This is a genomic window from Hydrophilobacter chitinilyticus (assembly GCF_049860745.1).
Lineage (GTDB): Bacteria > Pseudomonadota > Gammaproteobacteria > Burkholderiales > Burkholderiaceae_C > Rhodoferax_B.
Genome location: NZ_CP187561.1, coordinates 2,928,610 through 2,949,329, shown reverse-complemented (window position 1 = coordinate 2,949,329; position 20,720 = coordinate 2,928,610). Strand labels below are relative to the sequence as shown.

General features: G+C 62.6%; 21 protein-coding genes. 8 read left to right on the top strand and 13 right to left on the bottom strand.

Translation table 11 applies throughout. From position 1 onward, the window contains the following. Positions 1–50: 50 nt before the first annotated feature. The 8 genes from ACPWMG_RS13040 to ACPWMG_RS13005 all read right to left on the bottom strand — a co-directional run bounded on the left by ACPWMG_RS13040 (position 51) and on the right by ACPWMG_RS13005 (position 9,582). Positions 51–1,523 carry an N-acyl-D-amino-acid deacylase family protein gene (locus ACPWMG_RS13040; protein ID WP_483305062.1) on the bottom strand — a complete coding sequence of 491 codons (1,473 nt, stop codon included), beginning with the start codon at positions 1,521–1,523 and terminating at the stop codon, positions 51–53. Positions 1,524–1,534: 11 nt separating this feature from the next. Next, the gene (locus tag ACPWMG_RS13035) at positions 1,535–2,455 is read right to left on the bottom strand and encodes a MurR/RpiR family transcriptional regulator (RefSeq protein ID WP_483305061.1); all 921 of its coding nucleotides are present in this window, start codon (positions 2,453–2,455) and stop codon (positions 1,535–1,537) included. Between the two features lie 67 nt (positions 2,456–2,522). Then, complete coding sequence (locus ACPWMG_RS13030) at positions 2,523–3,794, bottom strand: amino acid deaminase (RefSeq protein WP_483305060.1); 1,272 nt, start codon at positions 3,792–3,794, stop codon at positions 2,523–2,525. Between the two features lie 26 nt (positions 3,795–3,820). Beyond that, entirely contained in the window at positions 3,821–4,837 is a 1,017-nt protein-coding gene (locus ACPWMG_RS13025; RefSeq protein ID WP_483305059.1) for an ABC transporter ATP-binding protein, read from the bottom strand. Beyond that, positions 4,834–5,916 (bottom strand): ABC transporter ATP-binding protein, encoded by a 1,083-nt coding sequence (locus ACPWMG_RS13020; protein WP_483305058.1) that lies wholly within the window; start codon positions 5,914–5,916, stop codon positions 4,834–4,836. Before ACPWMG_RS13020 ends, ACPWMG_RS13025 begins: the two co-directional genes overlap by 4 nt. A gap of 7 nt (positions 5,917–5,923) precedes the next feature. After that, complete coding sequence (locus tag ACPWMG_RS13015) at positions 5,924–6,787, bottom strand: ABC transporter permease (protein WP_483305057.1); 864 nt, start codon at positions 6,785–6,787, stop codon at positions 5,924–5,926. Between the two features lie 151 nt (positions 6,788–6,938). After that, positions 6,939–7,886 carry an ABC transporter permease gene (locus ACPWMG_RS13010; protein ID WP_483305056.1) on the bottom strand — a complete coding sequence of 316 codons (948 nt, stop codon included), beginning with the start codon at positions 7,884–7,886 and terminating at the stop codon, positions 6,939–6,941. Between the two features lie 187 nt (positions 7,887–8,073). After that, the gene (locus ACPWMG_RS13005) at positions 8,074–9,582 is read right to left on the bottom strand and encodes an ABC transporter substrate-binding protein (protein WP_483305243.1); all 1,509 of its coding nucleotides are present in this window, start codon (positions 9,580–9,582) and stop codon (positions 8,074–8,076) included. 257 nt (positions 9,583–9,839) lie between these two features. On the opposite strand from ACPWMG_RS13005, the gene ACPWMG_RS13000 reads away from it, so the two are divergent. Next, positions 9,840–10,226: a RidA family protein gene (locus ACPWMG_RS13000; protein WP_483305055.1), complete on the top strand. Its 387-nt coding sequence runs from the start codon at positions 9,840–9,842 to the stop codon at positions 10,224–10,226. Positions 10,227–10,342: 116 nt separating this feature from the next. On the opposite strand, the gene ACPWMG_RS12995 is transcribed toward ACPWMG_RS13000, so the two are convergent. From ACPWMG_RS12995 to ACPWMG_RS12985, 3 genes are all read right to left on the bottom strand, one after another. After that, positions 10,343–11,086 carry a dienelactone hydrolase family protein gene (locus ACPWMG_RS12995; RefSeq protein ID WP_483305054.1) on the bottom strand — a complete coding sequence of 248 codons (744 nt, stop codon included), beginning with the start codon at positions 11,084–11,086 and terminating at the stop codon, positions 10,343–10,345. 217 nt (positions 11,087–11,303) lie between these two features. Then, positions 11,304–11,615 (bottom strand): DUF4148 domain-containing protein, encoded by a 312-nt coding sequence (locus ACPWMG_RS12990; RefSeq protein WP_483305053.1) that lies wholly within the window; start codon positions 11,613–11,615, stop codon positions 11,304–11,306. Positions 11,616–11,927: 312 nt separating this feature from the next. Continuing rightward, positions 11,928–12,293 (bottom strand): response regulator, encoded by a 366-nt coding sequence (locus ACPWMG_RS12985; RefSeq protein WP_483305052.1) that lies wholly within the window; start codon positions 12,291–12,293, stop codon positions 11,928–11,930. Between the two features lie 415 nt (positions 12,294–12,708). Here ACPWMG_RS12985 and ACPWMG_RS12980 point away from each other — a divergent pair, with 415 nt between their 5' ends. Continuing rightward, positions 12,709–13,377 (top strand): GAF domain-containing protein, encoded by a 669-nt coding sequence (locus tag ACPWMG_RS12980; protein ID WP_483305051.1) that lies wholly within the window; start codon positions 12,709–12,711, stop codon positions 13,375–13,377. A gap of 37 nt (positions 13,378–13,414) precedes the next feature. Here ACPWMG_RS12980 and ACPWMG_RS12975 read toward each other — a convergent pair whose 3' ends face one another. Together ACPWMG_RS12975 and ACPWMG_RS12970 are read right to left on the bottom strand one after the other, a co-directional pair. Continuing rightward, a complete protein-coding gene (locus ACPWMG_RS12975; RefSeq protein ID WP_483305050.1) occupies positions 13,415–14,167 on the bottom strand; it encodes an SDR family NAD(P)-dependent oxidoreductase in 753 nt (250 codons plus the stop codon). Between the two features lie 57 nt (positions 14,168–14,224). After that, positions 14,225–15,652: a mannitol dehydrogenase family protein gene (locus ACPWMG_RS12970; protein WP_483305049.1), complete on the bottom strand. Its 1,428-nt coding sequence runs from the start codon at positions 15,650–15,652 to the stop codon at positions 14,225–14,227. 130 nt (positions 15,653–15,782) lie between these two features. Between ACPWMG_RS12970 and ACPWMG_RS12965 the strand changes: the two genes are divergently transcribed. The 6 genes from ACPWMG_RS12965 to ACPWMG_RS12940 all read left to right on the top strand — a co-directional run bounded on the left by ACPWMG_RS12965 (position 15,783) and on the right by ACPWMG_RS12940 (position 20,633). Next, entirely contained in the window at positions 15,783–16,520 is a 738-nt protein-coding gene (locus ACPWMG_RS12965) for a FadR/GntR family transcriptional regulator (RefSeq protein ID WP_483305048.1), read from the top strand. Positions 16,521–16,563: 43 nt separating this feature from the next. Then, complete coding sequence (locus ACPWMG_RS12960) at positions 16,564–17,436, top strand: substrate-binding periplasmic protein (protein ID WP_483305047.1); 873 nt, start codon at positions 16,564–16,566, stop codon at positions 17,434–17,436. Between the two features lie 99 nt (positions 17,437–17,535). Then, positions 17,536–18,384, top strand: coding sequence for a transporter substrate-binding domain-containing protein (locus tag ACPWMG_RS12955; protein WP_483305046.1), 849 nt, complete (start codon positions 17,536–17,538; stop codon positions 18,382–18,384). A 118-nt stretch (positions 18,385–18,502) separates the two neighbouring features. Then, positions 18,503–19,168, top strand: coding sequence for an amino acid ABC transporter permease (locus ACPWMG_RS12950; RefSeq protein WP_483305045.1), 666 nt, complete (start codon positions 18,503–18,505; stop codon positions 19,166–19,168). Further along, positions 19,165–19,824, top strand: coding sequence for an amino acid ABC transporter permease (locus ACPWMG_RS12945; protein WP_483305044.1), 660 nt, complete (start codon positions 19,165–19,167; stop codon positions 19,822–19,824). The genes ACPWMG_RS12950 and ACPWMG_RS12945 overlap by 4 nt, the downstream gene beginning before the upstream one ends. Further along, positions 19,821–20,633: an amino acid ABC transporter ATP-binding protein gene (locus ACPWMG_RS12940; RefSeq protein WP_483305043.1), complete on the top strand. Its 813-nt coding sequence runs from the start codon at positions 19,821–19,823 to the stop codon at positions 20,631–20,633. The genes ACPWMG_RS12945 and ACPWMG_RS12940 overlap by 4 nt, the downstream gene beginning before the upstream one ends. Positions 20,634–20,720 lie beyond the last annotated feature (87 nt).

The following is a 20,720-nucleotide window of genomic DNA, read 5'->3' as shown; positions in this document are numbered from 1 at the left end:
TGCGCCGCTGTCGCCGTTAGCTCAGTATTTCGTCAACAAATGAAACGGGATCAGGCGGTAGCCTGAGCCGCTCCGCGCCGCACAAATCGCCCAGCGCGCTGCCCCGTGGCGCGCTGCTCTGCGGTGTAGCTCAACACGCCGTTGACCCACACCTTCTCGATGCCCGCGCTGAACTGGCGTGGCGACTCGAACGTGGCCTTGTCTTGCACAAGCTCGGGATCAAACACCACCACGTCGGCCATGAAACCGGCGCGCAGCACGCCCCGGTTGCCCATGCGGAAACGCCGGGCCGACATGCCGGTCATCTTGTGCACGGCTTCTTCCAGGCGCAGCAAACCCTTTTCGCGCCAGTAGCTGGCCAGCACACGCGGGAACGCGCCCCACAGGCGTGGGTGCGGGCGCTCGTCGTGCGGCAGGCCATCGGAGCCAATCATCGAGAGCGGGTGGGTCACCACGCGCTCCACGTCGTCTTCGCGCATCTGGAAGTAGCAGGCGCCGCCCGGCTTGAGGCGCAGCGCCGCTTCTTGTTGCGTCACGCCCCATTCTTTGGCGATGTCGGCCAGGTAGCGGCCTCCCATTTCGGGGTGCGGCTGGCTGCCGGTGATCAGGATGTCGATGATGCCGTCCACCAGGTCTTCACGCAGCACGGTGGAGCCCGCGGTGTAGGGGTAGACGTCCATGGCGATCTCCTGGCCCTTGGCCATTTCTTCGATCAGCGGCAGCGTCTCTTTGGTGCGGCCCCAGTTGGCCGGGCCGGCGCATTTGTGGTGCGACAACACCAGCGGCAGGCCGGACTGCTTGGCCGTCTGCGCGGCTTCTTGCAGCGCCGGCAAGATGCCCGCCAGCTCGTCGCGGATGTGTGTGGCGTACACGCCGCCGTTGCGCGCGGCCACGGTGGCCACGGCCACCAGCTCGGGCATGTCGGCGGCGTAGGCTTCGGCGTAGAAGATGCCGGACGACAAGCCCAGGGCGCCCGCGTCCATCGCCTCTTGCATGGCGGCGGCCATGGTGTCGCGCTCTTCCGGCGTGGCGGCACGGCGCAGGTCGCCAATGTGGCGCATGCGCAGGGCCGTGTGGCCCATCAGCGCGGCCACGTTGACGGCGGGCGTGGCGCTATCAACCGACTGCGCGTACTCGGCCATGCTGGCATGGCGAAACTGCAAGCGCCCCAGCAGCGACAACGGCGCGGCCGGCACGGCGGTGACCACCGGCGCCAACGAGATGCCGCAGTTGCCCACGATCACGGTGGTCACGCCTTGCGAGAGTTTGGGCAGCATGCCGGGGTCGTCCAGCACCGCGGCGTCGTCGTGTGTGTGCACGTCGATGAACCCTGGGGCCACCACGCGGCCGGTGCAGTCGATGGTTTCGACCGAGCCGTAGGCATCTAGCGTGACGGCGTCGATTTCACCGGTCTTGGCCACGGCCACGATGCGGTCGCCGGCCAACAACACGTCGCCTTGCCAACGCGGGCTGTCGGTGCCGTCGACGATCCAGCCATTCTTCAAAAGGGTTGCTTTGCTCATGGTTGTCGCTTTCATTTCTCTGGGTCGACTTGGTCAGTGGTGCCGGAAAACTCGGCACTGTCGAACCCATGCTTGTGCAGCAGTTGTTTGAATTGCTGCAGGCCGCGTGTTGCCACGGGCCCGAGCTTTTGCGCCAAGCGCACCATCAAAATTTCAATCACCACCAGGTGGGCCAAGTAGGCCTCTGTGCCCACACGCATCACCGCGTCTTGGGGCACGGAAACCGCCAGCACCAGATCGGCCACTTCGGCCAGCGGGGTGTCGGGTTGCGTCAGGGCCACCACCGTGGCGCCTTGCGAGCGCGCAAAACGCGCGGCCTCTACCGTGTAGGGCATGCGCCCCACGTGGGAGATGACAAACGCCACGCCATCCGGCCCCAAGGTGTTGGCCGACACCAGTTGCTGGTGCGCATCAAAAATGGCGTTGGCCGTGCAGCCCAGGCGGAACAAGCGGCTTTGCAGCTCGCTGGCCATGAAGGTCGACGCCGCCCCCACCGAATAACAGTCGATGCGGCGCGCGGCGGCCAGCTTGTCGGCCACTTTGTCGAGCACCGCGTGGTCGATGCGGCGGCCCAGATCGGTCAGCGACGAGACCGCCGCGTGCACGATCTTGTTCGACACATCACTTGCGCTGTCTTCAGCCAACACGCTGCGGTGCAGGTACGAGCCCGACACCGCCAAGTCTTGCGCCAAGGCCAGCATGAACTCACGCACCGAGTCGTAGCCGAAGCTGCGGCAGGTGCGCACGATGGTGGGCATGGACACACCGGCTTGCTGCGCGAGTTGCTCCACCGTGGCCACCACGGCCGCGCGCGGGTCGTCCAGCACAATGCGCACCACGTTGCGTTGGGCCTCGGGCAAGGCCGGTTGGCGTTCGCGCAATTGCTGCAACAGGCTGGAAGTCGTTGGTAAAACGGAGATATTGGCGGACATATTGGCGGACATATGGGTGCCGAGTGTGGTGCCGAGTGGGTTGGGCTGAGCCGTGCTGTTTTTGATCTTAGAAATGCGTGCTGATCGCGCCCGAGACCGACCAGTCGTCTTCGATCAGCGGCAGCCAGCGCCACTTGTCGAACGTGGTGCAGGGGTGGGAAATGCCCAGGGCCACGCGGTCGCCCACGGCCGGCACAGCGCCGGCGGGGTCGAAGCGCAGGTAGGCGTGTTGGTCGTTCAGCGCGCTGATCGTCCAGCCTGCGGGCGCGTCAACGGCTTCGCGTGCGCCACGGCGTGCCAAGCGCACGGGCATGGGCATTTCCAGGTCGTACGACACATCGCGTCGACCGCAGGTCAACAGCGCTAGGCCAGGCTCGGGCACAGACTGCACCATGGCCCACACTTCAAGCGCGGGGCGCAGTGAGCTGTCGAGCCCTTCGCGCTGCTCCAGCACCTTCAGAAAACGCGCGTAGTTGCCGTGGTCGTGGGTGATGTAGCAGCCGGAGCGCAACACACCACGCACTGGGCGCGACAAGCCCCGGGTGCGCAGCAGCGGCACCACCAGGTCAAACACGGCGGAGCCACCGGCGGTGAGCAGAATTTCAGGATCGGCAAACAGGCCACGGGTGTCGCACTGGCGCGCTACTTCGGTCACGCGGCGCACCAGCTCGGTCACTTCGCGCGCATCGTGTTCGCTTTCACAGCGCGCCACGCCGCCTTCATAACACTCAATACCGCCCAACTGCGCAGCGGGCGACACGGAAATGGCCTTGGCCAAGGTCAGCGCTTCGTCCAGGGTGCGGCAGCCGGTGCGTTGGCCGGGCACGCCCATTTCGACCAGCACGTCGAAACGGCGCGCGGCATTGCGGCGCACAGCCCAGTCTTCGATCAACGCCAGTTGCGCCATGGAGTCCACCAAGAACCACACGCGCAAATCGGCATGTTGTTGCAGCAGGTGGTGCAGGCTGTCCAAGTCGGCATCACACACCACCTGGTTGGCGATGATGGCGCGGCGCGCCCCGGCTTGCACCCCCACGGCCAGTTGGAAGATGGTGGCGAACGTCAGGCCCCAGGCCCCAGCGGCCAACTGTTTTGCAAACAGCTCGGGCGACATGGTGGTCTTGCCGTGCGGTGCCAGGTCAATGCCTTTGCGCTCGGCAAAGTTTTGCATCCAGGCCACGTTGTGCGCCAGCGCGGAGGTGCGTAGCGCCACCACCGGGTAGGCCAGGTCATCGGCCAGCAGGTTCCAGCCTTTGGCGGCGATGGTGTCAGAGGTGCAAGCCGCAGCGGCAAGCGGGAAGCTCTTGCTGTGGGCGTCTAAGGTGAAGGCTGTTGTCATTTTTGGCTCACTTCTCGTTCACAAATTTAGGTTTTCCAGCAGGCATTCCAGTGCCCCGACGTGATTTCACGCAACTGCATGTCGGCACTGGCGCAGCGTTCTTCGGCCATGGGGCAACGGGTGCGAAACACGCAACCCGAGGGCGGATTCGCGGGGCTTGGCAAGTCGCCTTGCAGCAGCGGAATGTCGCGCCGTTGGGCAGGGTCTGGGATGGGCGCGGCAGCCAACAGCGCCCGCGTGTACGGGTGCTGCGGGCTGGCGTAGAGCGACTCGGTTGGGGCAATTTCCATCACCCGGCCCAGGTACAACACCACCACGCGGTCACACAGGTATTCGACCACATCCAGGTCGTGCGAAATGAACAGCAGCGTCAAGCCAAGCTGTTCTTTCAGCTCCATCAACAGGTTGACCACCTGCGCCTGAATCGACACGTCGAGCGCCGACAACGGCTCGTCTGCGACGATGAACTTGGGCTCCACCGCCAGGGCACGGGCAATGCCGATGCGCTGGCGTTGGCCGCCCGAAAACTCATGCGGAAAACGCTCGGCGTGCTCGGGCCGCAGGCCCACTTGCTGCAGCAGCTCGTGGATGCGCGGCAGGCGTTTGGCGCCTTTGGCCAGGCCGTGCGTGTCCAGCGCTTCGGCCAGCACTTCGCGGATGCGCATGCGCGGGTTCAGGCTGGCATACGGGTCTTGAAAAATGATTTGGATCTTCGAGCGCAACGGCCGGTATTGGCCTTGCGACAAGCCCGCGAGATCGACGCCACCGGCTGTGCCATCTTTTTGATCCTGACCAAAGTAGCGCATCTCGCCACTGGTGGGATCGACCAGACGCGTGAGCAAACGGCCAATGGTGCTTTTGCCCGAGCCAGACTCCCCCACCAGCCCCAGCGTTTCACCTTTGCGGATGGTGAAGCTCACATCGTCCACGGCGCGCACCGGGTGTGTGCCGCTGCCAAAGTATTTGCGCAGATGCTGGATCTGCAGCAACGGTTCGGCTTCCACTTCAGTGGGGGCCACGATTTTGTCCATGACGGCGTTCATACAGTGGCTTCCTCTCGGTGGATGCAACGCACCATGCGCTGAGCGCCTGCGGCCTCCAGCGCGGGCATGCGGGCTTCACAGGTGTTGGTTTTACGGTCGCAGCGCGGCGCGTAGGCGCAGCCGGGTGGCGGCGACAAGGGGCTCGACACTTGGCCGGGAATCGCCACCAGACGTGGGCGTTTGCCGGAGTGGGTCACCTGCCCTGCCTCCTTGGCTGCTTCCATCTGGCGCTTGCGTGCCACGCCAGGCAGGCAAGCCAGCAGGCCACGCGTGTACGGGTGCTCGGGCCGCGCAAACAGGTCGTGCACCCGCGCCGACTCCACAATGCGCCCGGCGTACATCACTGCCACGGCGTCGGCGTATTGCGCCACCACACCCAGGTTGTGCGTGACGAACAACATGCTCATGCCGGTCTCTTTTTGCAGGCGGCCCATCAGCGCCAGAATTTGCGCCTGGATGGTCACGTCGAGTGCCGTGGTCGGCTCGTCGGCGATCAGCAACGTGGGGTTGCAGGCCATGGCCAGCGCAATCATCACGCGTTGGCGCATGCCGCCGGAAAGCTGGTGCGGATACTCGTTGACACGCTGTGCTGCCGCTGGAATCTCCACCAACTGCAGCATGCGTTGGGCATGCGCATGGGCCGTGCGGCCGTCCATGCCCAAGTGCAGGCGCGCCGATTCAGCGATCTGCTCGCCCACGGTCAGCACCGGGTTCAGGCTGGTCATGGGCTCCTGGAAGATCATCGCCAGTTCGTTGCCACGCAGCTTGCGTTTGGCGGGCTCGGGCATGGCCAGCAGGTCGACACGTTGGCCGTCGCGCTGCACAAACCAGGCTTGGCCATCGACCTGCGCTTGCGAGGTTTTGGCATGCAAGCCCATCAACGTGAGGCTGGTGACCGACTTGCCGGAACCCGACTCGCCCACCAAGGCCAGCGTTTCGCCGGGGTGGATGGCGAACGACACGTCGGCCACACTTTGGATGCGCCCGGCATCGGTGGCGAACGAGGTAGAGAGGCCTTTGACCTCTAGACGCGCCGCGTTCGTGGAGACATTCGTGGGGATATTGTTTTGTTCGCTCATGGCAATCTCACACAGCCTTCTTCAACTTGGGGTCGAGCAAGTCGCGCACACCGTCGCCCAGCATTTGCAAGGCCAGTGCGGTGATCACGATCGCCAGGCCCGGCGTTAAGATCGTCCAGAACGCTTTGTCGGCGTATTCGAGGCTGCCGGCAATCATCGTGCCCCAGGTCGGAATATCGGGCGGCACGCCCACGCCGAGGAACGACAACCCGGCTTCGGCCAGGATGGCGTAGGCGAAGATGAAGGTCACTTGCACCAGGATGGGCGACATCAAATTCGGCAAGATGTGCTTGAGCAAAATGCGCGGCGTGCGCACGCCCAGGGCACGCGCGGCATCGACAAACAACAGCTCGCGCAGCACCAGCGTGGCGGCACGCACCACGCGCGCCACGCGTGGCGTATAGACGATGACCAGCGCCAACATCACGTTCCACAGCGACACGCCCAAGATCGACACCAGGGCGATGCCCAGCAAGATGTCGGGGAAGGACATCATGGCGTCCACGATGCGCATCAGCGGCGCATCCAGGCGGCGGAAGAAGCCCGCAAAAATGCCCAGCAGCGTGCCCAGCAACACGGCGCCACCGGCGGTGATGAAGCCGATCAGCAGGGAGTAACGCGCGCCGTAGACGATGCGCAGCATCACGTCGCGGCCCAGCTCGTCGGTGCCGGCCCAATGCGTGATCGACGGTTCTTTGAGGCGCTGGCTGATCTCCAGCGCGTTCGGGTCGGCATCGGTCAGGAACGGGTAGACCACCGCCACACCCACCACAAACAGCAGCACCAGCGCAGAGGCCAACACCACCTTGCGCGCGAACAGGCGGCGCAACGTCAGGAGCAAACGGCCCCAAGATGAAGATGAGGAATTCATTGGAGACACGCTCCCTGGACAACGAAAGAACGGACAAATGTTGGTGCGCTCATGGGGACGCCATGGAACTGGCTTTGCCAGGCCATGGGCGTCGCCCCCTGCAAGGGGGTTGGCAAAGCGACACGCAGTGCGCGCAGACTGGGGGTGTTCATCACTTCGACTCCAAGCGAATGCGGGGATCGACCAAGGTGTACAAGAAGTCGATGGCCAGATTGATGAACACGTAGATCGCGGCAATCACCAACAGCGTGCCTTGGATGACGGGATAGTCACGGCGCAGCACCGCACGCACCACCAGGTTGCCCACGCCGGGCAGGTTGAACACGGTCTCGGTCACCACGGTGCCGCCGATCATCAGCGCCAGGGTCAGGCCCAGGACGGTGACGATGGGCACCAGCGCGTTGCGCAGCACGTGTTTGATCATGATCACACGCTCGGGCAGGCCCTTGGCGCGTGCCGTGCGCACGTAGTCTTCACCCAGAATGTCGAGCATCGAAGCACGCGTGAAACGAATGATCAGCGCCGAGTTCAGCAAACCCAGCACCAGCGCTGGCAACAGCAAGTGGTGCAGGCGGTCGGCAAAACCCGCGGTGGGGTCGCCATAACCCGAGGCCGGAAACCAGCCCAGCTTCACGGCAAACAACTGAATCAAGATCAGCCCGAGCCAGAAGCTCGGCACACTCGCGCCCAGCATGGCCACGCTGCTCACCGCCTGGTCGGCCGCACTGCCCCGCCAGATGGCGGCCGCCATGCCCGAAGGAATGCCGATGGCCGCCGCAATGGCGACCGCAAACAAGGCCAGGAACAGTGTGGGCTCGGCGCGCTCCATCAAAGCCTGCGCCACAGGGCGCTGCAAGAACAGCGACTGCCCCAGGTTGCCCTGCAGCAACTCGCCCACCCATAACGCAAATTGCGTGGGCAATGGTTTGTCCAACCCGTATTGGGTGCGTGCGTGCGCAATGTCTGCGGCCGTGGCCTGGTCGCCCAGCAAAAGCGCCACCGGGTCGCCCGACGCCAGACGCGTCAAGGCGAAGACGAGCACCGCCACCAGGGCGAGCACCACCACCGCCCCGCCCAGGCGTTTCAATAAAAAGTGCATGATTCAGTTCTCCAACTACTGCATTTGCCCGCTGGGCAGTATGGTCCCATCGAAGGGCGAACGGGGATGCCCAAAGCATCCCCTGCCTCCTAGGGAAACTCCACGGAACTGGCTTCGCCAAGCCGTAGGAGTTGCCCCCTGCAAGGGGGTGGGCAGCTACACGAAGTGAGCAACCTGGGGGTGAGCCTTATTTACTTAGGCCGGTATTCCAGAAGAATGGCCAGATGGCGGGCGTGTAGCCTTGCAACTTGGCGGAGCGCGCCGACAAGGCGTTGAACTTGCCCACTTCCACAAACGGCACTTCGTCGTACACCGTCTGCTGCACCTGGCCCCACAACGCGCCGCGCTTGGCGATGTTGGTCTCTTGGTTGAAGGCTTGCAGGTTGCTCTTCTTGGCGGCGGAATCCCACCAGCCTGGTGCGCCATCACCCAGTTGTGGAGGCGACAGCATGGGTTCAGGGAACAGGCCGGAGTGGGTGAAGTACACGTCCCACAGCTTCGAGTCGTTGCGGCGTTGCACCAGCGTGGCCCAGTCGACCACTTGCAGGTCGGTCTTGAAACCGGCCTTCTTCAACTGCTCGGACATCACCAGCGCCATGTTGTAGTGGAACTCGTACTGGCGGCTGGCCATGATGCGCACGGGCTGGCCGTTGTAGCCGGCCTTGGCGGCCTGCTCTTTGGCGGCGGCAGGGTTACGCTCGTTGTAGAGCTTGCTGCCGGCTTCAGAGTAGTAAGGCGTGCCCTTGGGGAAGAAGTTGGGCTCGACCACGAAGAAGCGGTTGTCGCCAAAACCTGCGGCCAACATTTCGCCCGCACCCATGGCGGTTTGCACGGCCTTGCGCATCGGCTGCTGGGCCAGCACACCTTCCTTGGTGTTGAACACGATGTAGGGGAAACCAAAGTTCTTGGTCACGATCGGCACCACGTTCGGTGCGCCCTTTTCGATACGGCCAATGGCTTCCACGGGCAGCAGGTCGGCGTATTGGAACTGGCCCGACAACGCACCTTCCACGCGGGTGTTAGCACTTGGCACAGGCACAAAACGCAGCTCGTCCAGCAGCGCTTCGCGACGGCCGGCGTAACCACTTGGGGCTTCCTTGCGGGCGCTGTAGCCGTCAAAACGGGTCAGCACGGTGAACTGGTCTGGGCGGCGTTCCTTGAACTTGTAGGGGCCGGTGCCGATGAACTCGGTCAACTGCGGTGCGATGCTTTCCTTGGCCATGATGGCGGCCATGCCGCTAGGCAAAGCCAGTTGCGCCAACAGTGGTGCGTAAGGGGCCTTGAGTTTGAGCTCAACGCTCAGCGGGCCCTTGGCGGTGATGGAAGCCAACTCTTTGCCTACGGCCTTACCGCGCGGTGACAGTTCCATCCAGCGCTGCAGCGAAGCCACCACGTCATCAGCGTTCAGGTCGCGGCCGTTGTGCAGCTTCACGCCCTTGCGCAGGGGGATGGTGTAGGTCAGGCCGTCTTTGCTCACCACGGGGGCCGACTCGGCCAGCATGGGGGCGACGTTCCAGTTGCCGTCAAAGGTGTAGAGCGTCTCGTAGACGTGCTGCATGATCGTGCCCACCAAGTCGGCGGTGCTGATCATCGGATCCAGGCCTTGGGGTTCGCCCACCATGGCGAGGTTGGCAGCGCCGCCCTTCGCTGGTGCGGCGGGTGCAGCGCTCTGGGCCCACACCGCGCCAGTCGTCATACAGCCCATTGCGGCCGCAAGTGCCACGGCGCTGATGAAGCCCCGGCGAGCGGTCTTGGGTTGCTGCGCTGTGGTGCGTTCAGCAGCGTCTTGTGCGCCGGCTTGAGAAATTTGCACCAGATTGAGTTCAGAAGTTTGCATCGTGGGCCTCAAAGTAATAGGATTACAACCAAAAGCACTATTCATGCCAAAAAACATGCACCAATGGCTTTAATCCCTCGGTACATGTAATATCTTTACACATAGGAGCGTCAAAAATGACAGTAGAAACCCTTGGTCAATCCCCACTCGCCTCTGACCGCCAAGCCCGCCCCCTTTCCCCCGCCACCCGTGCCGGTGACTTCGTTTTTGTCTCTGGCAGCGTGCCGACCGACGACGAAGGCCAAGTGGTCGTCGGCGGCATCGAAGCGCAAACCCGCCAAGTGTTCAAACATCTGGAAAAGGCTTTGGCCCTGGCCGACTGCACCCTGGCTGATGTGGCCAAGGTGAATGTATGGCTGGCCGACGCACGCGACTTCGGCAGCTTCAACCGCGTCTACATGGAATGTTTTGGCACGCACCGCCCTGCACGCTCGACGGTGGAGTCGCGTTTGATGATCGACGCGAAGGTGGAGATTGATGTGACGGCGTACAAGCCGCGCTGATTCAGCAGACTTAGCGGACGCAGCAGCAACGCGGGACGCGGCTGGCCTCGAAAGGCAGCCGCTTGCAATCAGCTTTTAGTACCGCTCTGGCGCCATTCAAGCGCTGCGTTATGCGCTTAGCTGGCGCTGAGATTGCGCTTGAACAACGCCAGCGCGGCCTTCCAGCCACGCTCGGCAAAAACTTCGCCATAGACCGGGAAGTCCGGCACCATCCAGCCATGGGCGGCACCGCTGTAGATCTCGGCGAGATAGCGCACACCGGCAGTCGTCAAGGCGGCTTCCAGGCGCTCGGCCATCGCCAGCGGGTAGCTGTCGTCCTGGTCGGCACCCGCCACATACACCTCGGCTTTTAGCTTTGGCGCCAGCAGGTGCGGGCTGGTGGGTGCGTCACTTGCAAGGTTGCCGCCATGGAAACTGGCGACCGCCACGAAACGGTCCGGGTATGTGGCTGCCGAGGTGATCGCCATGCCGCCACCCATGCAAAAGCCGACAGCGCCGACTTTGCGGCCAGCCACATCGCTACGGGTGTCGAGGTAAGCCAGAAAGGCTTCGGTGTCTTCTGCCGCTTTGACATTGCTGGTGGTCGCCATGAGCGGGCCGAGTATGGCCTTCACATCACCCTTGAACACCTCTTTCGGCACCAGCGGCCCATAGGGGCCGTAGCGGTAAAAAAGGTCGGGCAACAGCACCAGAAAACCGGCGTCCGCCAGTGTCTGAGCCATGCCGACCATTGCTGGACGAATGCCACCGGCATCGCCATAAAAAATGATTGCCGGCCAAGGACCAGTGCCATTTGGCGCCAAGACATGCGCTTGGCATTCACCGTCGCGCGTTGGAATGACGACTTGAGCATGGGTCATGCGTTTCCCCTGTTGGCTGTCCGTTGCAAGACTTTGTTCATCAAAAAAATGGACAGCGAACAGCCATCGTAACGGAGAGCCTTGCTACACGTGGGAGCAGCCCAACTTTACGCAGGTGTGCCGATGAAATCGGGCAAAAAAAAAACCGGCCATAGCGGCCGGTTCATTGGCGGTTGGGCGTCGCCCCGTGCAGAAAACGCACACGCGATCTAACGCCTCATTCCTTAGGCGTCTTCAGAGTGCCGCCGTCAGCCTTCTTGGCGTCGGCCGTTTCTTTCTTGACTTGAGCACGCGTCTTCTTGGTGCCAGCCATGGCTTGGTCCCCGGTGGGATTGGCGTGCGAGTTTTGGCTTAGCTCGCCTTGCTTTTTAGCCTTGGCTGTATCGGCCTTGACTTCAGCACGGGTCTTGGGTGTCGTCACTTCCGGCTTGGCTTTTGGTAAATCGGCGTCGCGCTGCGCAAAAGCACCCGATGTCGAGAGGATGGCAGCAGCGCCAAGAGCGAGGGCAAAAGCTTGAGAAAACTTCATGGTGTATCCCTTGAACATAGGTTGATTGCCGCTAAACAGAGGCAATGGAAACAATTCTGCTCGCTGGTTTTTGGCGCGCCACGGGGACCGAAAGCCATTTCCGCGCGAGCAGGTCGCCTGCTTTCTTCCTTTTCCTTCTACCTCCCCGTCTGCCTTTACGCGGAGCCAGCACACAAGCTGCGTACAGATCACCGAGCGAAGGGGGCACGCTCCATCAAACTGCAAACCATCAGTCAAGTCAAGCACTTCGCAAGCGGCGCTGAATGGCACTTTCATCGTGCCAACGGTTCCTGCATATCCAGCCGCCAGGGCTCAGCTCATCAGCCTGGTCAACCAGGCCATGTCCAGCGGCTTGATCAGCACACGGTCAAACACCCGTGACTGCATGAGCGACTGCAAGGGTTCCACGCCGGACACACCAATGAGCAAGGGGCAGTTTTCGGGAAATTTCTGTCGCAGTGCACGCGCCGCTTCTGTGCCACCGATGCGCGGCATGTCGACATCCAAAATGCATGCGTCCGGCCGTCGGCTTTCCGCAAGCGCCAATACTTCGGCTCCATCCTTGAGTGCAATGGCTTCGCATCTTGTTTCACGCTGCAGATGCTTGGCAATCAGGTCGGCCAGATGGTCGTAGTCATCCGCGACGAAGACTAGCTTTTCTGCTTGTTGGTGGCCCATCATGGTCTCCTTTGTGATGTGTCACGTGAAATCACGTGGCAATACTTGGCGGTCCGGGGGTATACGAAGCGATAGATTGCATCGCCATTGGGCGAGGAAAACCAAAAAGGATGAACGCCAACCCAACACAGACGCGCATCAGGGCCGCCTGCTCGACTTTTGCGCTTTGCGCTACACGGCCATGGCGCCAAGCCAGTGTCACTTCAGTTTGGAGCCATTGGCGCCATCTGCATGTAGGACGAAAGGACAGCTTCTCTAAAAATAGCGAGGCTTGCCATCCCAGCCGCCGTTGGCAGGCCAAGACCTAGGTGTACATTTAAAAACCGGAGCAAACAATTTCACCGATCAGGTGCGCCACCTGTGTTGTGGCCGCTAAGATTTTTCTGGCTGACCGACCGTCCTTCCAAGGTGCCTTATGTCGAGTTTCAAGACTCAATTCCCCCAAGTTCCACTGGCGATCCAGGACGTCATCGCCAATCACCTGCTCAACGAACGGCCCGCGCGGGAGCCCGACCATGCGAGCCAGGTCGCCGCAACCACTGGCATCATCAAAGCGCTGACGGAAACACCGGATTCGGTTCTGGAAAAGCTGTCCCGCGCGATCCAACAACTGACAGGCGCCGACTCGGCTGGGGTGAGCCTGTCAGGCCGCGAAGCCGACAGCAAGGTATTTCTGTGGCAAGCTGCGGTGGGACTTTTTGAGAAGTACCTGGGCAGCGTGGTCGCTTACGACGAGAGCCCTTGTGGCTCCGTCATCACCACAGACCAGACGCTGCTGATGGTCGGGCCGGGCCAAGCCTTCAAGACCGCCGCGCAGGTGACGCCTGCCATCCAGGAAGTGTTGCTGGTGCCCTTCCACATCGATGGCCGTCCCGTGGGAACGGTTTGGGCCATCTCTCAGGGCGAGAAAAAGTTCGATGCAGAGGATGCACGGGTGATCACCGACATGTCTGAGCTTGCCGCGCTGGCTTATCACGTCCTCACCAAGCTTGGCGACCTTGAGCTGCTGAAAAATACCGTTCAGTTGGTCGCCGACGAACGTTTCAATTTTCCCCTGCCTAGGGAAAGTGCCAAAGCGCATTAGCCATTAGCCATGCCATTGGCACCACGTGGCGCTAGCCTCAGTCGAACTGCAAACCACCGTTCAAGTCGAGCACCTCGCCGGTGATGAAGCCGCTGAGCGGGTGCGCCAAAAACAACACGCTGTGCGCCAGCTCTTCCAATTCGCAAAAACGCCCCACCGGAATCTTCTGGCGCAGCTCGGCCTGGCGCTCGGCGCTGACCTGTTCGGTCAGCATCTGCGTCTTGACGAAGGTCGGCGCCAGCGCGTTGCAGGTGACGCCGAACGGCGCGTACTGGCGAGCGAAGCTATAGGTCAAGGACACCACGCCGCCCTTGCTTGCGGCGTAAGCTGGCAGTGGCGACAGGCCACCCGTCTTGGCACCAAACGAGGCCATATTGACGATACGGCCAAAGCCCCGGGCCTTCATGCCCGGCGCCACACGTTGGCTCACGTAAAAAACGCCATCCAAATTGATGCGCAGGGTTTTGTGCCACAGCTCGGGCGTGGTCTCTTCACAGTCGGCGTATTGCAAAAAGCCGGCGTTGTTCACACACACGTCGATGCGGCCAAAGTGCGCTTCGATCTGGTCGCAGGCGGCGTGCACCTGGGTGATGTCGCTCACGTCCATGGTGAAACAGGCCAGGCGGTCGCCGTGCGCGGCCAGGCTGCTGGCCACGTCTTCGGTGCGTAGGTCGGTGGCGGCCACGCGGTAACCGGCGTCCAGCAAGGCGCGGGTGGTGGCCAGGCCCATGCCGGCATTGGCGCCGGTGACGAGGGCCACTTGGTCTTGGATGGCAGGTGCTTTATTCATGAGATTCGAGATTGTGTGAAAGATAAAAAGAAAGCCAAGAACGGGTCAGTTGGTCGCTTAGCCCAAGGCATTGACTTCGGACAACGCAGTGGCCGCACCAGCGGCTTGGATGCGCGCCAACCAATGGCTGACACGTGTGGTCCAACGCGCATCACGCGGCAAGCTGTCGCCCCAGATCGAGGCCACGCCGAGCAAGGCTTGCACCGTACCCGCGACATCGCAGCGATGCGCACGCGCCAGGTCTTGCAGCGCAACAGACTGCGGGTCGGAGATGGCGTAAGGCTGGCCCAAATCGTCCACGCCCAGCAAGTAGTGCATCCACACGGCGGCGGCAAAGGCCAGGGGCTCCACGCTCTGCCCTGCCGCCAAACAGTCGCGTAACGTGCCGTGCCAGCGCAGCGGAATCTTCAGCGAGCTGTCGCTGGCGATCTGGTGCACCTTGTGGTGCAGCGCGGGGTTGGCAAAGCGCGCCAACAGGGCATCGCGGTAAGCCGGCAGACCGGGGCGCTGCAGGTGCGGCATCACCATCTGCGTCATCAGACCGTGCACAAACTGGCGCACCGCCGGTTGGGCCACACCATCGGCCACGGTGGGCCAGCCCTGCACGGCGCCCAGCAGCGCCATGGCGGTGTGGCTGCCGTTGAGCATGCGCAGCTTGGCCTCTTCAAACGGTTTGACGTCTTGCACCACGTTCACGCCCGCAGCGCGCAACACGTCGGCGTCGGCCGGGTCGACAAAGCGGTCTTCGAGCACCCATTCCCAAAAGCCTTCGGTGGCCAGAGCGCAGGCGTCCGTCACGCCCAAGGCTTGGGCAGCGTCTTCACGTTGGCGTGCCGTGGCGGCGGGCACGATACGGTCGACCATGCTGTTGGGGAAAGTGCAGCGCGTGGCAATCCAATCGGCCAGTGCCGCGTCTTGCTGTGCAGCGGTATCGACACACAGGCGCTGCAGCTTGCGGCCGTTGTCGGTGAGGTTGTCGCACGAGGCCACCGTCAAGCCACCCAGGCCCGCCGCGCGCCGCGCTGCCAGGCCTTGCACCAGCAGCTCGGCCAGCGCCGGGCCGTAGGCTTTCTCGGTCACGGTGAGCGTGACCCAGCGCGTGCTGGCCGCTGCCAGCGCGGCCACCACCTGGGCCGACTCGCGTGCGGCCACGCAGGTGTCCAGCATGGAACCCACTACCTGCCAATGCAGACCTTCTGCGCTGGCCACTTGCACGGCGTAAAGGCCGTCTTGGGCCTTCAAGGCATCGGCCAATTCGGTGGTGCGCATGCCCACGCCCAACACGCCCCAGCGCTGGTCACCCACTTGCAGCAGGTGGTCGAACACCATGGCCTGGTGCGCGCGGTGAAAGGCCCCCAAGCCCAGGTGCACCACGCCCACTGAGAGCGCTGTGCGGTCGTACAGCGGGAGCTTCAGGCGCTCAGCGTCAGCGGGCGCCAAAGAAGAAATCAGACTGGCCAGTGTGGCCTGGTTGAGTGCAGACATCGGTCTCGTATCCGTAGCGTTCAAAGTCCGCCATTGAACAACTGGACCAACCAATTCAAGCTCATGGTAAACCACTATGGCCGCATTTGGTTCACCAATTAACATTTGGTCCAACCACTTTAAAACCACGATGCCACTCCACCTCATTCAACCCGGCGACGACGCAGAAGGCGCACCTAAGCCGGTATCCGACCGCTCGTACCAGCGCCTTGCAGCCCAGTTGTTGACGCTGATTGCCCAAGGCGAATTCAAGGTGGGCGAGCGTCTGCCGTCAGAACGCGCCCTGGCCGAACGTTTTGACGTGAGCCGCACCTCGGTGCGCGAAGCCACCATTGCACTCGAACTGCAGGGCGTGGTCGAAGTGCGCGGCGGCTCGGGCATCTACATCACGCAGGCACCTGCCGCACCGGTGGCCATGCCCGGCTTCATGCCGGCCACCGAGCCCGGCCCGTTTGAGCTGCTGCGCGCACGCTGCCTGATCGAATCTGAGATCGCTTCGCTGGCCGCCGAGACGCGCAAAGACGCCGACCTGGACCGCATCTTTTCTGCGCTGGCCGACATGCGCGAACACATCGACAACAAAGAAGAAAACGAAGCGGCCGACCAGTTGTTCCACCTGCGCATTGCCGAGTCCACGGGCAACAGCGTGCTGCTGCAAATGGTCACGGCCATGTGGGCGCAATCCAAAGGCCCGGTGTGGACCAAGATCGAACACCACTTCCACACCCCCGAGTTGCGCCTGGCTTCGCATGCCGACCACCAGCGCATCTTCAAAGCCCTTTTGGCACGCGACCCGGTGGCAGCCCGCTCGGCCATGCGCGCGCATTTGGAGCGCGTGATCGGCGAATTCGCGCAAGCCTGGCGCTGACCCTTTCAGGCCCTCAAAACGACACAAAACGACAGGAGACAACATGACATTTCGGCTTCAACATTCCACCCCTTCCATCTCCGCAGGACGCTGGCTGACTGGCCTGCTGCTAGCCGCCAGCAGCACGGCGATGATGGCCCAAGCCCAAACCCCACCGGCCGCGCCCGCCCCCGGTGCCAGTCCACGCATCGACGCCATCCGCAAGGCCGGTGAACTGCGCGTGGGGGTGCTGCAAAATGCCCCGTGGCTGAATGAAAACACCACCGGCAACGGCCCCGCATGGGACGGCCCGGCCTGGCTGCTGGCCAACGAATACGCCAAGCTTTTGGGCGTGAAGCTGCGCCCGGTGGCGGTGTCGCATGAAACCAAGGTGCCCGTGCTGGCCGCCAACCAGGTGGACATGACCATCAGCCCTTTGGGCGAAACGCCCGAGCGTTTGAAGGTGGTGGACTTCGTCATCTACTCGAACACCAGCGTGTGCATGTTTGGCCGCGCCGGCAACGACAAGCTGGCCAAGGTGCAGTCGGTTGACGACCTCAACAGCCCCGACATCACCATCGCCTACTTCACAGGCGGCGCCGAAGAAGGCTGGGTGAAAGAACGCTTCCCCAAGGCCAAGCTGCGTGCCGTGGCCAGCTCGGGCGCCACCGCACCGGTCGAAGAAATCATGGCCAAGCGCGCCGACGCGGCGCCCATCAACCGCGTGCCATGGGTCAATCTGAATCAAAAGGTCAAGGGTCTGGTGGTCTACCCCAAAGACAACAACTGCCAAGGCAGCCAGGAGAAAGCCTCGCCCGTGGGCCTGGCGGTCGACAAGAACCAGCAGGTCTATCTGGACTGGCTGCGCCAGGTTGAAAAGAGCCTGCAGGCGACGCTGACCGCAGATGAAAAACGCATCGTCGAAAACATGAAGTAAGCACCTAGACAGCGCCCCTTCAACCTTGACGAGGCGCCATCAGGTGATGCGGCCCGGGACCGCAACGGCTTCCCGCCCTTATCCATCGGAGACAAAAACATGCAGAAGAACACCATGCGCCGCCAAGCGGCCAAACTTTTCGTCACCGCCGCTGTGCTGGCGAGTGCATCGGTTGCGGCCCTGGCGCAAACACCGCCCCCCCCGGGTGCCAGCCCGCGCATCGACGCCATCCGCAAAGCCGGTGTGCTGCGTGTGGGCGTGGTCAACAACCCGCCTTGGCTGCAGCAAAACACCACAGGTGACGGCGAGCCATGGTCGGGTTCTTCGTGGCTGCTGGGCAAAGAGTTTGCCAAGCTGCTGGGCGTGAAGATCGAGCCCGTGCCTGTGAGCCATGAAACCAAGGTGCCGGCGCTGATCGCCAACCAGATGGACATCATGATCGGCCCATTGAACCAGAACGCCGAGCGCGCCAAGATCATCGACTTCGTCACCTTCTCCAGCACCGGCGTGTGCATGTTTGGCCGAGCCGACAACCCCAAGTTCACCAACGTGAAGACGCTGGAAGAGTTCAACAAGCCCGAGATCACCATGGCCTATTTTTCGGGCGCGGGTGAAGAGCCCATGGTGCGCGAGCAGTTCCCCAATGCCAAGCTGCGGGGTGTGACCAATTCGGGTTCGGTCGCGCCGATTGAAGAAGTGCTGGCCGGCCGCTCCGACGTGGCGCCGCTGAACCGCATGCTGTGGCCCAACATCAGCAAGAAGGTCAAAGGCCTAGCCGTGTTCCCCAAAGAAAACAACTGCCAGGACAGCAAGATCTTCGAGATCAAGACTGGCATGGGCGTGAACAAGAACGAGCAGGTCTACCTCGAATGGCTGCGCGAAGTTGAAAAGCGCATGCACCCTGCGCTGGCCGCAGAAGAAGTGCGCATGACGCAACTGCTGAAGTAAACCCTGCGGCCGGGCCCGCCATGGGCTCGGCGTGTATCTCGACCCTCGCGGACATCCTCGCTCCCTGGCATCGCCGCCACCGCGGCCTGCCCTCTTCTCTCTTACCTGACGGAACCTCATGGACGTCGATTTTTCACCTCTCATCGACAACTGGCGCTTCTTTGCCAGTGGCCTGGGCGTGACCATCGCGCTCAGCATCATCAGCGCCATCACCAGCTTGCTGGCCGGCCTGGTGATCGCCTTGCTGCGTTTGTACGGGCCACGCTGGCTCGCGCCCCTGCTGATCTTCTACGTCGACACCATGCGCTCCATCCCCGTGCTGGTGGTGCTGGTGTGGATCTACTTTGCGTTCCCGCTGCTGGCGGGTGTGACCTTTCCGCCGTTCTGGGCCGCACTGGTGGGGCTGACGCTGCACATCGCCGCCTACGCGTCGGAAATCATCCGTGCGGGCATTGAGTCGATCCGCCCGGGCCAGACCCGCGCGGGCCTGGCCTTGGGCATGTCGCGTGCGCAAATTCTGCGCAAGATCGTCTTGCCACAGGCCACCATTCGCATGCTGCCGGCCTTTGGCTCGGTGCTCACCATGGCCATCAAAGACACCGCCATTGCCACCGTGATCGCCGTGCCGGAGCTGATGCACCGCGCCGAAACCGTGGCCGGCCAAAGCTACCGCCCGGTGGAAGTCTTCACTGCGGTGATGGTGCTGTACTTCATCGTGCTGTTCCCGGTGACACGTGTTGTCGACCGGCTTTATCAACGGCTTGCACATCTGGGGCGCTCATGAATCTCGATTGGAACGTCGTCTGGACCAACCGCCAGGTCTTGCTGGAAGGGGTTGGCCTGACCATTGGCCTGACGGTCGCCACCATGCTGATGGCGGTGCCCGGCGGCATCATCCTGGCGCTGATGCGCCTGTCCTCGAACAAGCTGCTGAGCAACGCTTCGTTGTGGTTTGTTGAGTTCTTTCGCAACCTGCCGCTGATCCTGGTGATCTACTGGGCCTTCTATGTGATGCCGATCGCGTTTGACGTGCAGTTCTCGGCCGTCACCACCGCGCTGGTGGCCCTGGTGCTCAACGTCTCGGCCTACAACGCCGAGACCTTCCGCGCCGGCATCAACTCGATCCGCAAGGGCCAGATGGAAGCCGCCCTGGCCATGGGCATGTCGCGCCGCCAAGCGATGTTCAAGGTGGTCATTCCGCAAGCCGCGCGGCGTATTTTGCCGGTGCTGGCCAGCACCTGGATCTCGCTGTTCAAAGACACCTCGCTGGTCTCGGTGATCGCCGTGGGTGAACTGGCCTACACCTCGATGCAGATCCGTGCGCAGACCTTCCGCGTGCTGGAAATGCTCACCGCCATGGCCGCGCTGTATTGGCTCATGGGCTACCCCCAAGCCAAGCTGGTGGACTGGATTCACAAGAAATACGGAGTCAAAGAATGAACGCAACCACCTCACAAGCCCCGGCTTCGGCACAGCCTGCTGGGCACGTGCCGCGCAAAGGCGCCGACCAACCGCCCGTCCTGGTCTACGACAACGTGCGCAAGATGTACGGCGACTTCGTGGCGCTGAATGGCGTGTCGCTGCAGGTCAACAAGGGCGAGGTGATGTGCCTCATTGGCCCCTCGGGCTCGGGCAAGTCCACCTTGCTGCGCTGCACCAACGCGCTGGAAACGTTGAACGGCGGCCGTGTGCTGCTGGACGGTGTCGCCCTGCCCACCGATGAGAAAGAAGTACGCAAAGTGCGCCAGCGCATGGGCATGGTGTTCCAAAGCTTTGAGCTGTTTCCACACAAGTCGGCGCTGGACAACGTGGCCATGGGCCCCATCACCGTGCTGGGCATGGACGAGAAGAAGGCCCGCGAACGCGCCATGGTGCTGCTCGAAAAAGTGGGCCTGGCGACCAAGGCGGGCAACTTTCCGGCCAATCTGTCGGGCGGGCAACAGCAGCGCGTGGCGATTGCCCGCGCACTGGCCATGGAGCCCGAGGTGATGCTGTTCGACGAACCCACCTCGGCACTCGACCCCGAAACCGTGGGCGAGGTGTTGAACGTCATGAAGAAGCTGGCGCAAGAAGGCATGACCATGATTGTGGTCACCCATGAAATGAGCTTTGCGCAGCGCGTGGCCAACTGGGTGGTGGTGTTTGAAAACGGCGCCATCCTGGAAGAAGGCCCACCAGCACAGATTTTTGACAACCCGACAGTGGCGCGCACCCGCGACTTCCTCGGCCACCTCGGCTGGAATGGCTAAGGACGTGGCTCACCCCCAAGTCGCGCACTTCGTGTCACTCCTACCCCCTTGCAGGGGGCGGCACCAGCGGCCCGGCAAAGCCGGTTC

Coding starts and splice junctions, on each gene's coding strand:
- ACPWMG_RS13040 (WP_483305062.1), bottom strand. CDS start 1,523: ATGAGCAAAGCAACCCTTTTGAAGAATGGCTGGATCGTCGACGGCACC.
- ACPWMG_RS12985 (WP_483305052.1), bottom strand. CDS start 12,293: ATGGGCCACCAACAAGCAGAAAAGCTAGTCTTCGTCGCGGATGACTAC.
- ACPWMG_RS13005 (WP_483305243.1), bottom strand. CDS start 9,582: ATGACGACTGGCGCGGTGTGGGCCCAGAGCGCTGCACCCGCCGCACCA.
- ACPWMG_RS13000 (WP_483305055.1), top strand. CDS start 9,840: ATGACAGTAGAAACCCTTGGTCAATCCCCACTCGCCTCTGACCGCCAA.
- ACPWMG_RS13010 (WP_483305056.1), bottom strand. CDS start 7,886: ATGCACTTTTTATTGAAACGCCTGGGCGGGGCGGTGGTGGTGCTCGCC.
- ACPWMG_RS13035 (WP_483305061.1), bottom strand. CDS start 2,455: ATGTCCGCCAATATCTCCGTTTTACCAACGACTTCCAGCCTGTTGCAG.
- ACPWMG_RS12960 (WP_483305047.1), top strand. CDS start 16,564: ATGACATTTCGGCTTCAACATTCCACCCCTTCCATCTCCGCAGGACGC.
- ACPWMG_RS13030 (WP_483305060.1), bottom strand. CDS start 3,794: ATGACAACAGCCTTCACCTTAGACGCCCACAGCAAGAGCTTCCCGCTT.
- ACPWMG_RS12995 (WP_483305054.1), bottom strand. CDS start 11,086: ATGACCCATGCTCAAGTCGTCATTCCAACGCGCGACGGTGAATGCCAA.
- ACPWMG_RS12965 (WP_483305048.1), top strand. CDS start 15,783: ATGCCACTCCACCTCATTCAACCCGGCGACGACGCAGAAGGCGCACCT.
- ACPWMG_RS12980 (WP_483305051.1), top strand. CDS start 12,709: ATGTCGAGTTTCAAGACTCAATTCCCCCAAGTTCCACTGGCGATCCAG.
- ACPWMG_RS12945 (WP_483305044.1), top strand. CDS start 19,165: ATGAATCTCGATTGGAACGTCGTCTGGACCAACCGCCAGGTCTTGCTG.
- ACPWMG_RS12970 (WP_483305049.1), bottom strand. CDS start 15,652: ATGTCTGCACTCAACCAGGCCACACTGGCCAGTCTGATTTCTTCTTTG.
- ACPWMG_RS12990 (WP_483305053.1), bottom strand. CDS start 11,615: ATGAAGTTTTCTCAAGCTTTTGCCCTCGCTCTTGGCGCTGCTGCCATC.
- ACPWMG_RS13015 (WP_483305057.1), bottom strand. CDS start 6,787: ATGAATTCCTCATCTTCATCTTGGGGCCGTTTGCTCCTGACGTTGCGC.
- ACPWMG_RS12975 (WP_483305050.1), bottom strand. CDS start 14,167: ATGAATAAAGCACCTGCCATCCAAGACCAAGTGGCCCTCGTCACCGGC.
- ACPWMG_RS12950 (WP_483305045.1), top strand. CDS start 18,503: ATGGACGTCGATTTTTCACCTCTCATCGACAACTGGCGCTTCTTTGCC.
- ACPWMG_RS13020 (WP_483305058.1), bottom strand. CDS start 5,916: ATGAGCGAACAAAACAATATCCCCACGAATGTCTCCACGAACGCGGCG.
- ACPWMG_RS12940 (WP_483305043.1), top strand. CDS start 19,821: ATGAACGCAACCACCTCACAAGCCCCGGCTTCGGCACAGCCTGCTGGG.
- ACPWMG_RS13025 (WP_483305059.1), bottom strand. CDS start 4,837: ATGAACGCCGTCATGGACAAAATCGTGGCCCCCACTGAAGTGGAAGCC.
- ACPWMG_RS12955 (WP_483305046.1), top strand. CDS start 17,536: ATGCAGAAGAACACCATGCGCCGCCAAGCGGCCAAACTTTTCGTCACC.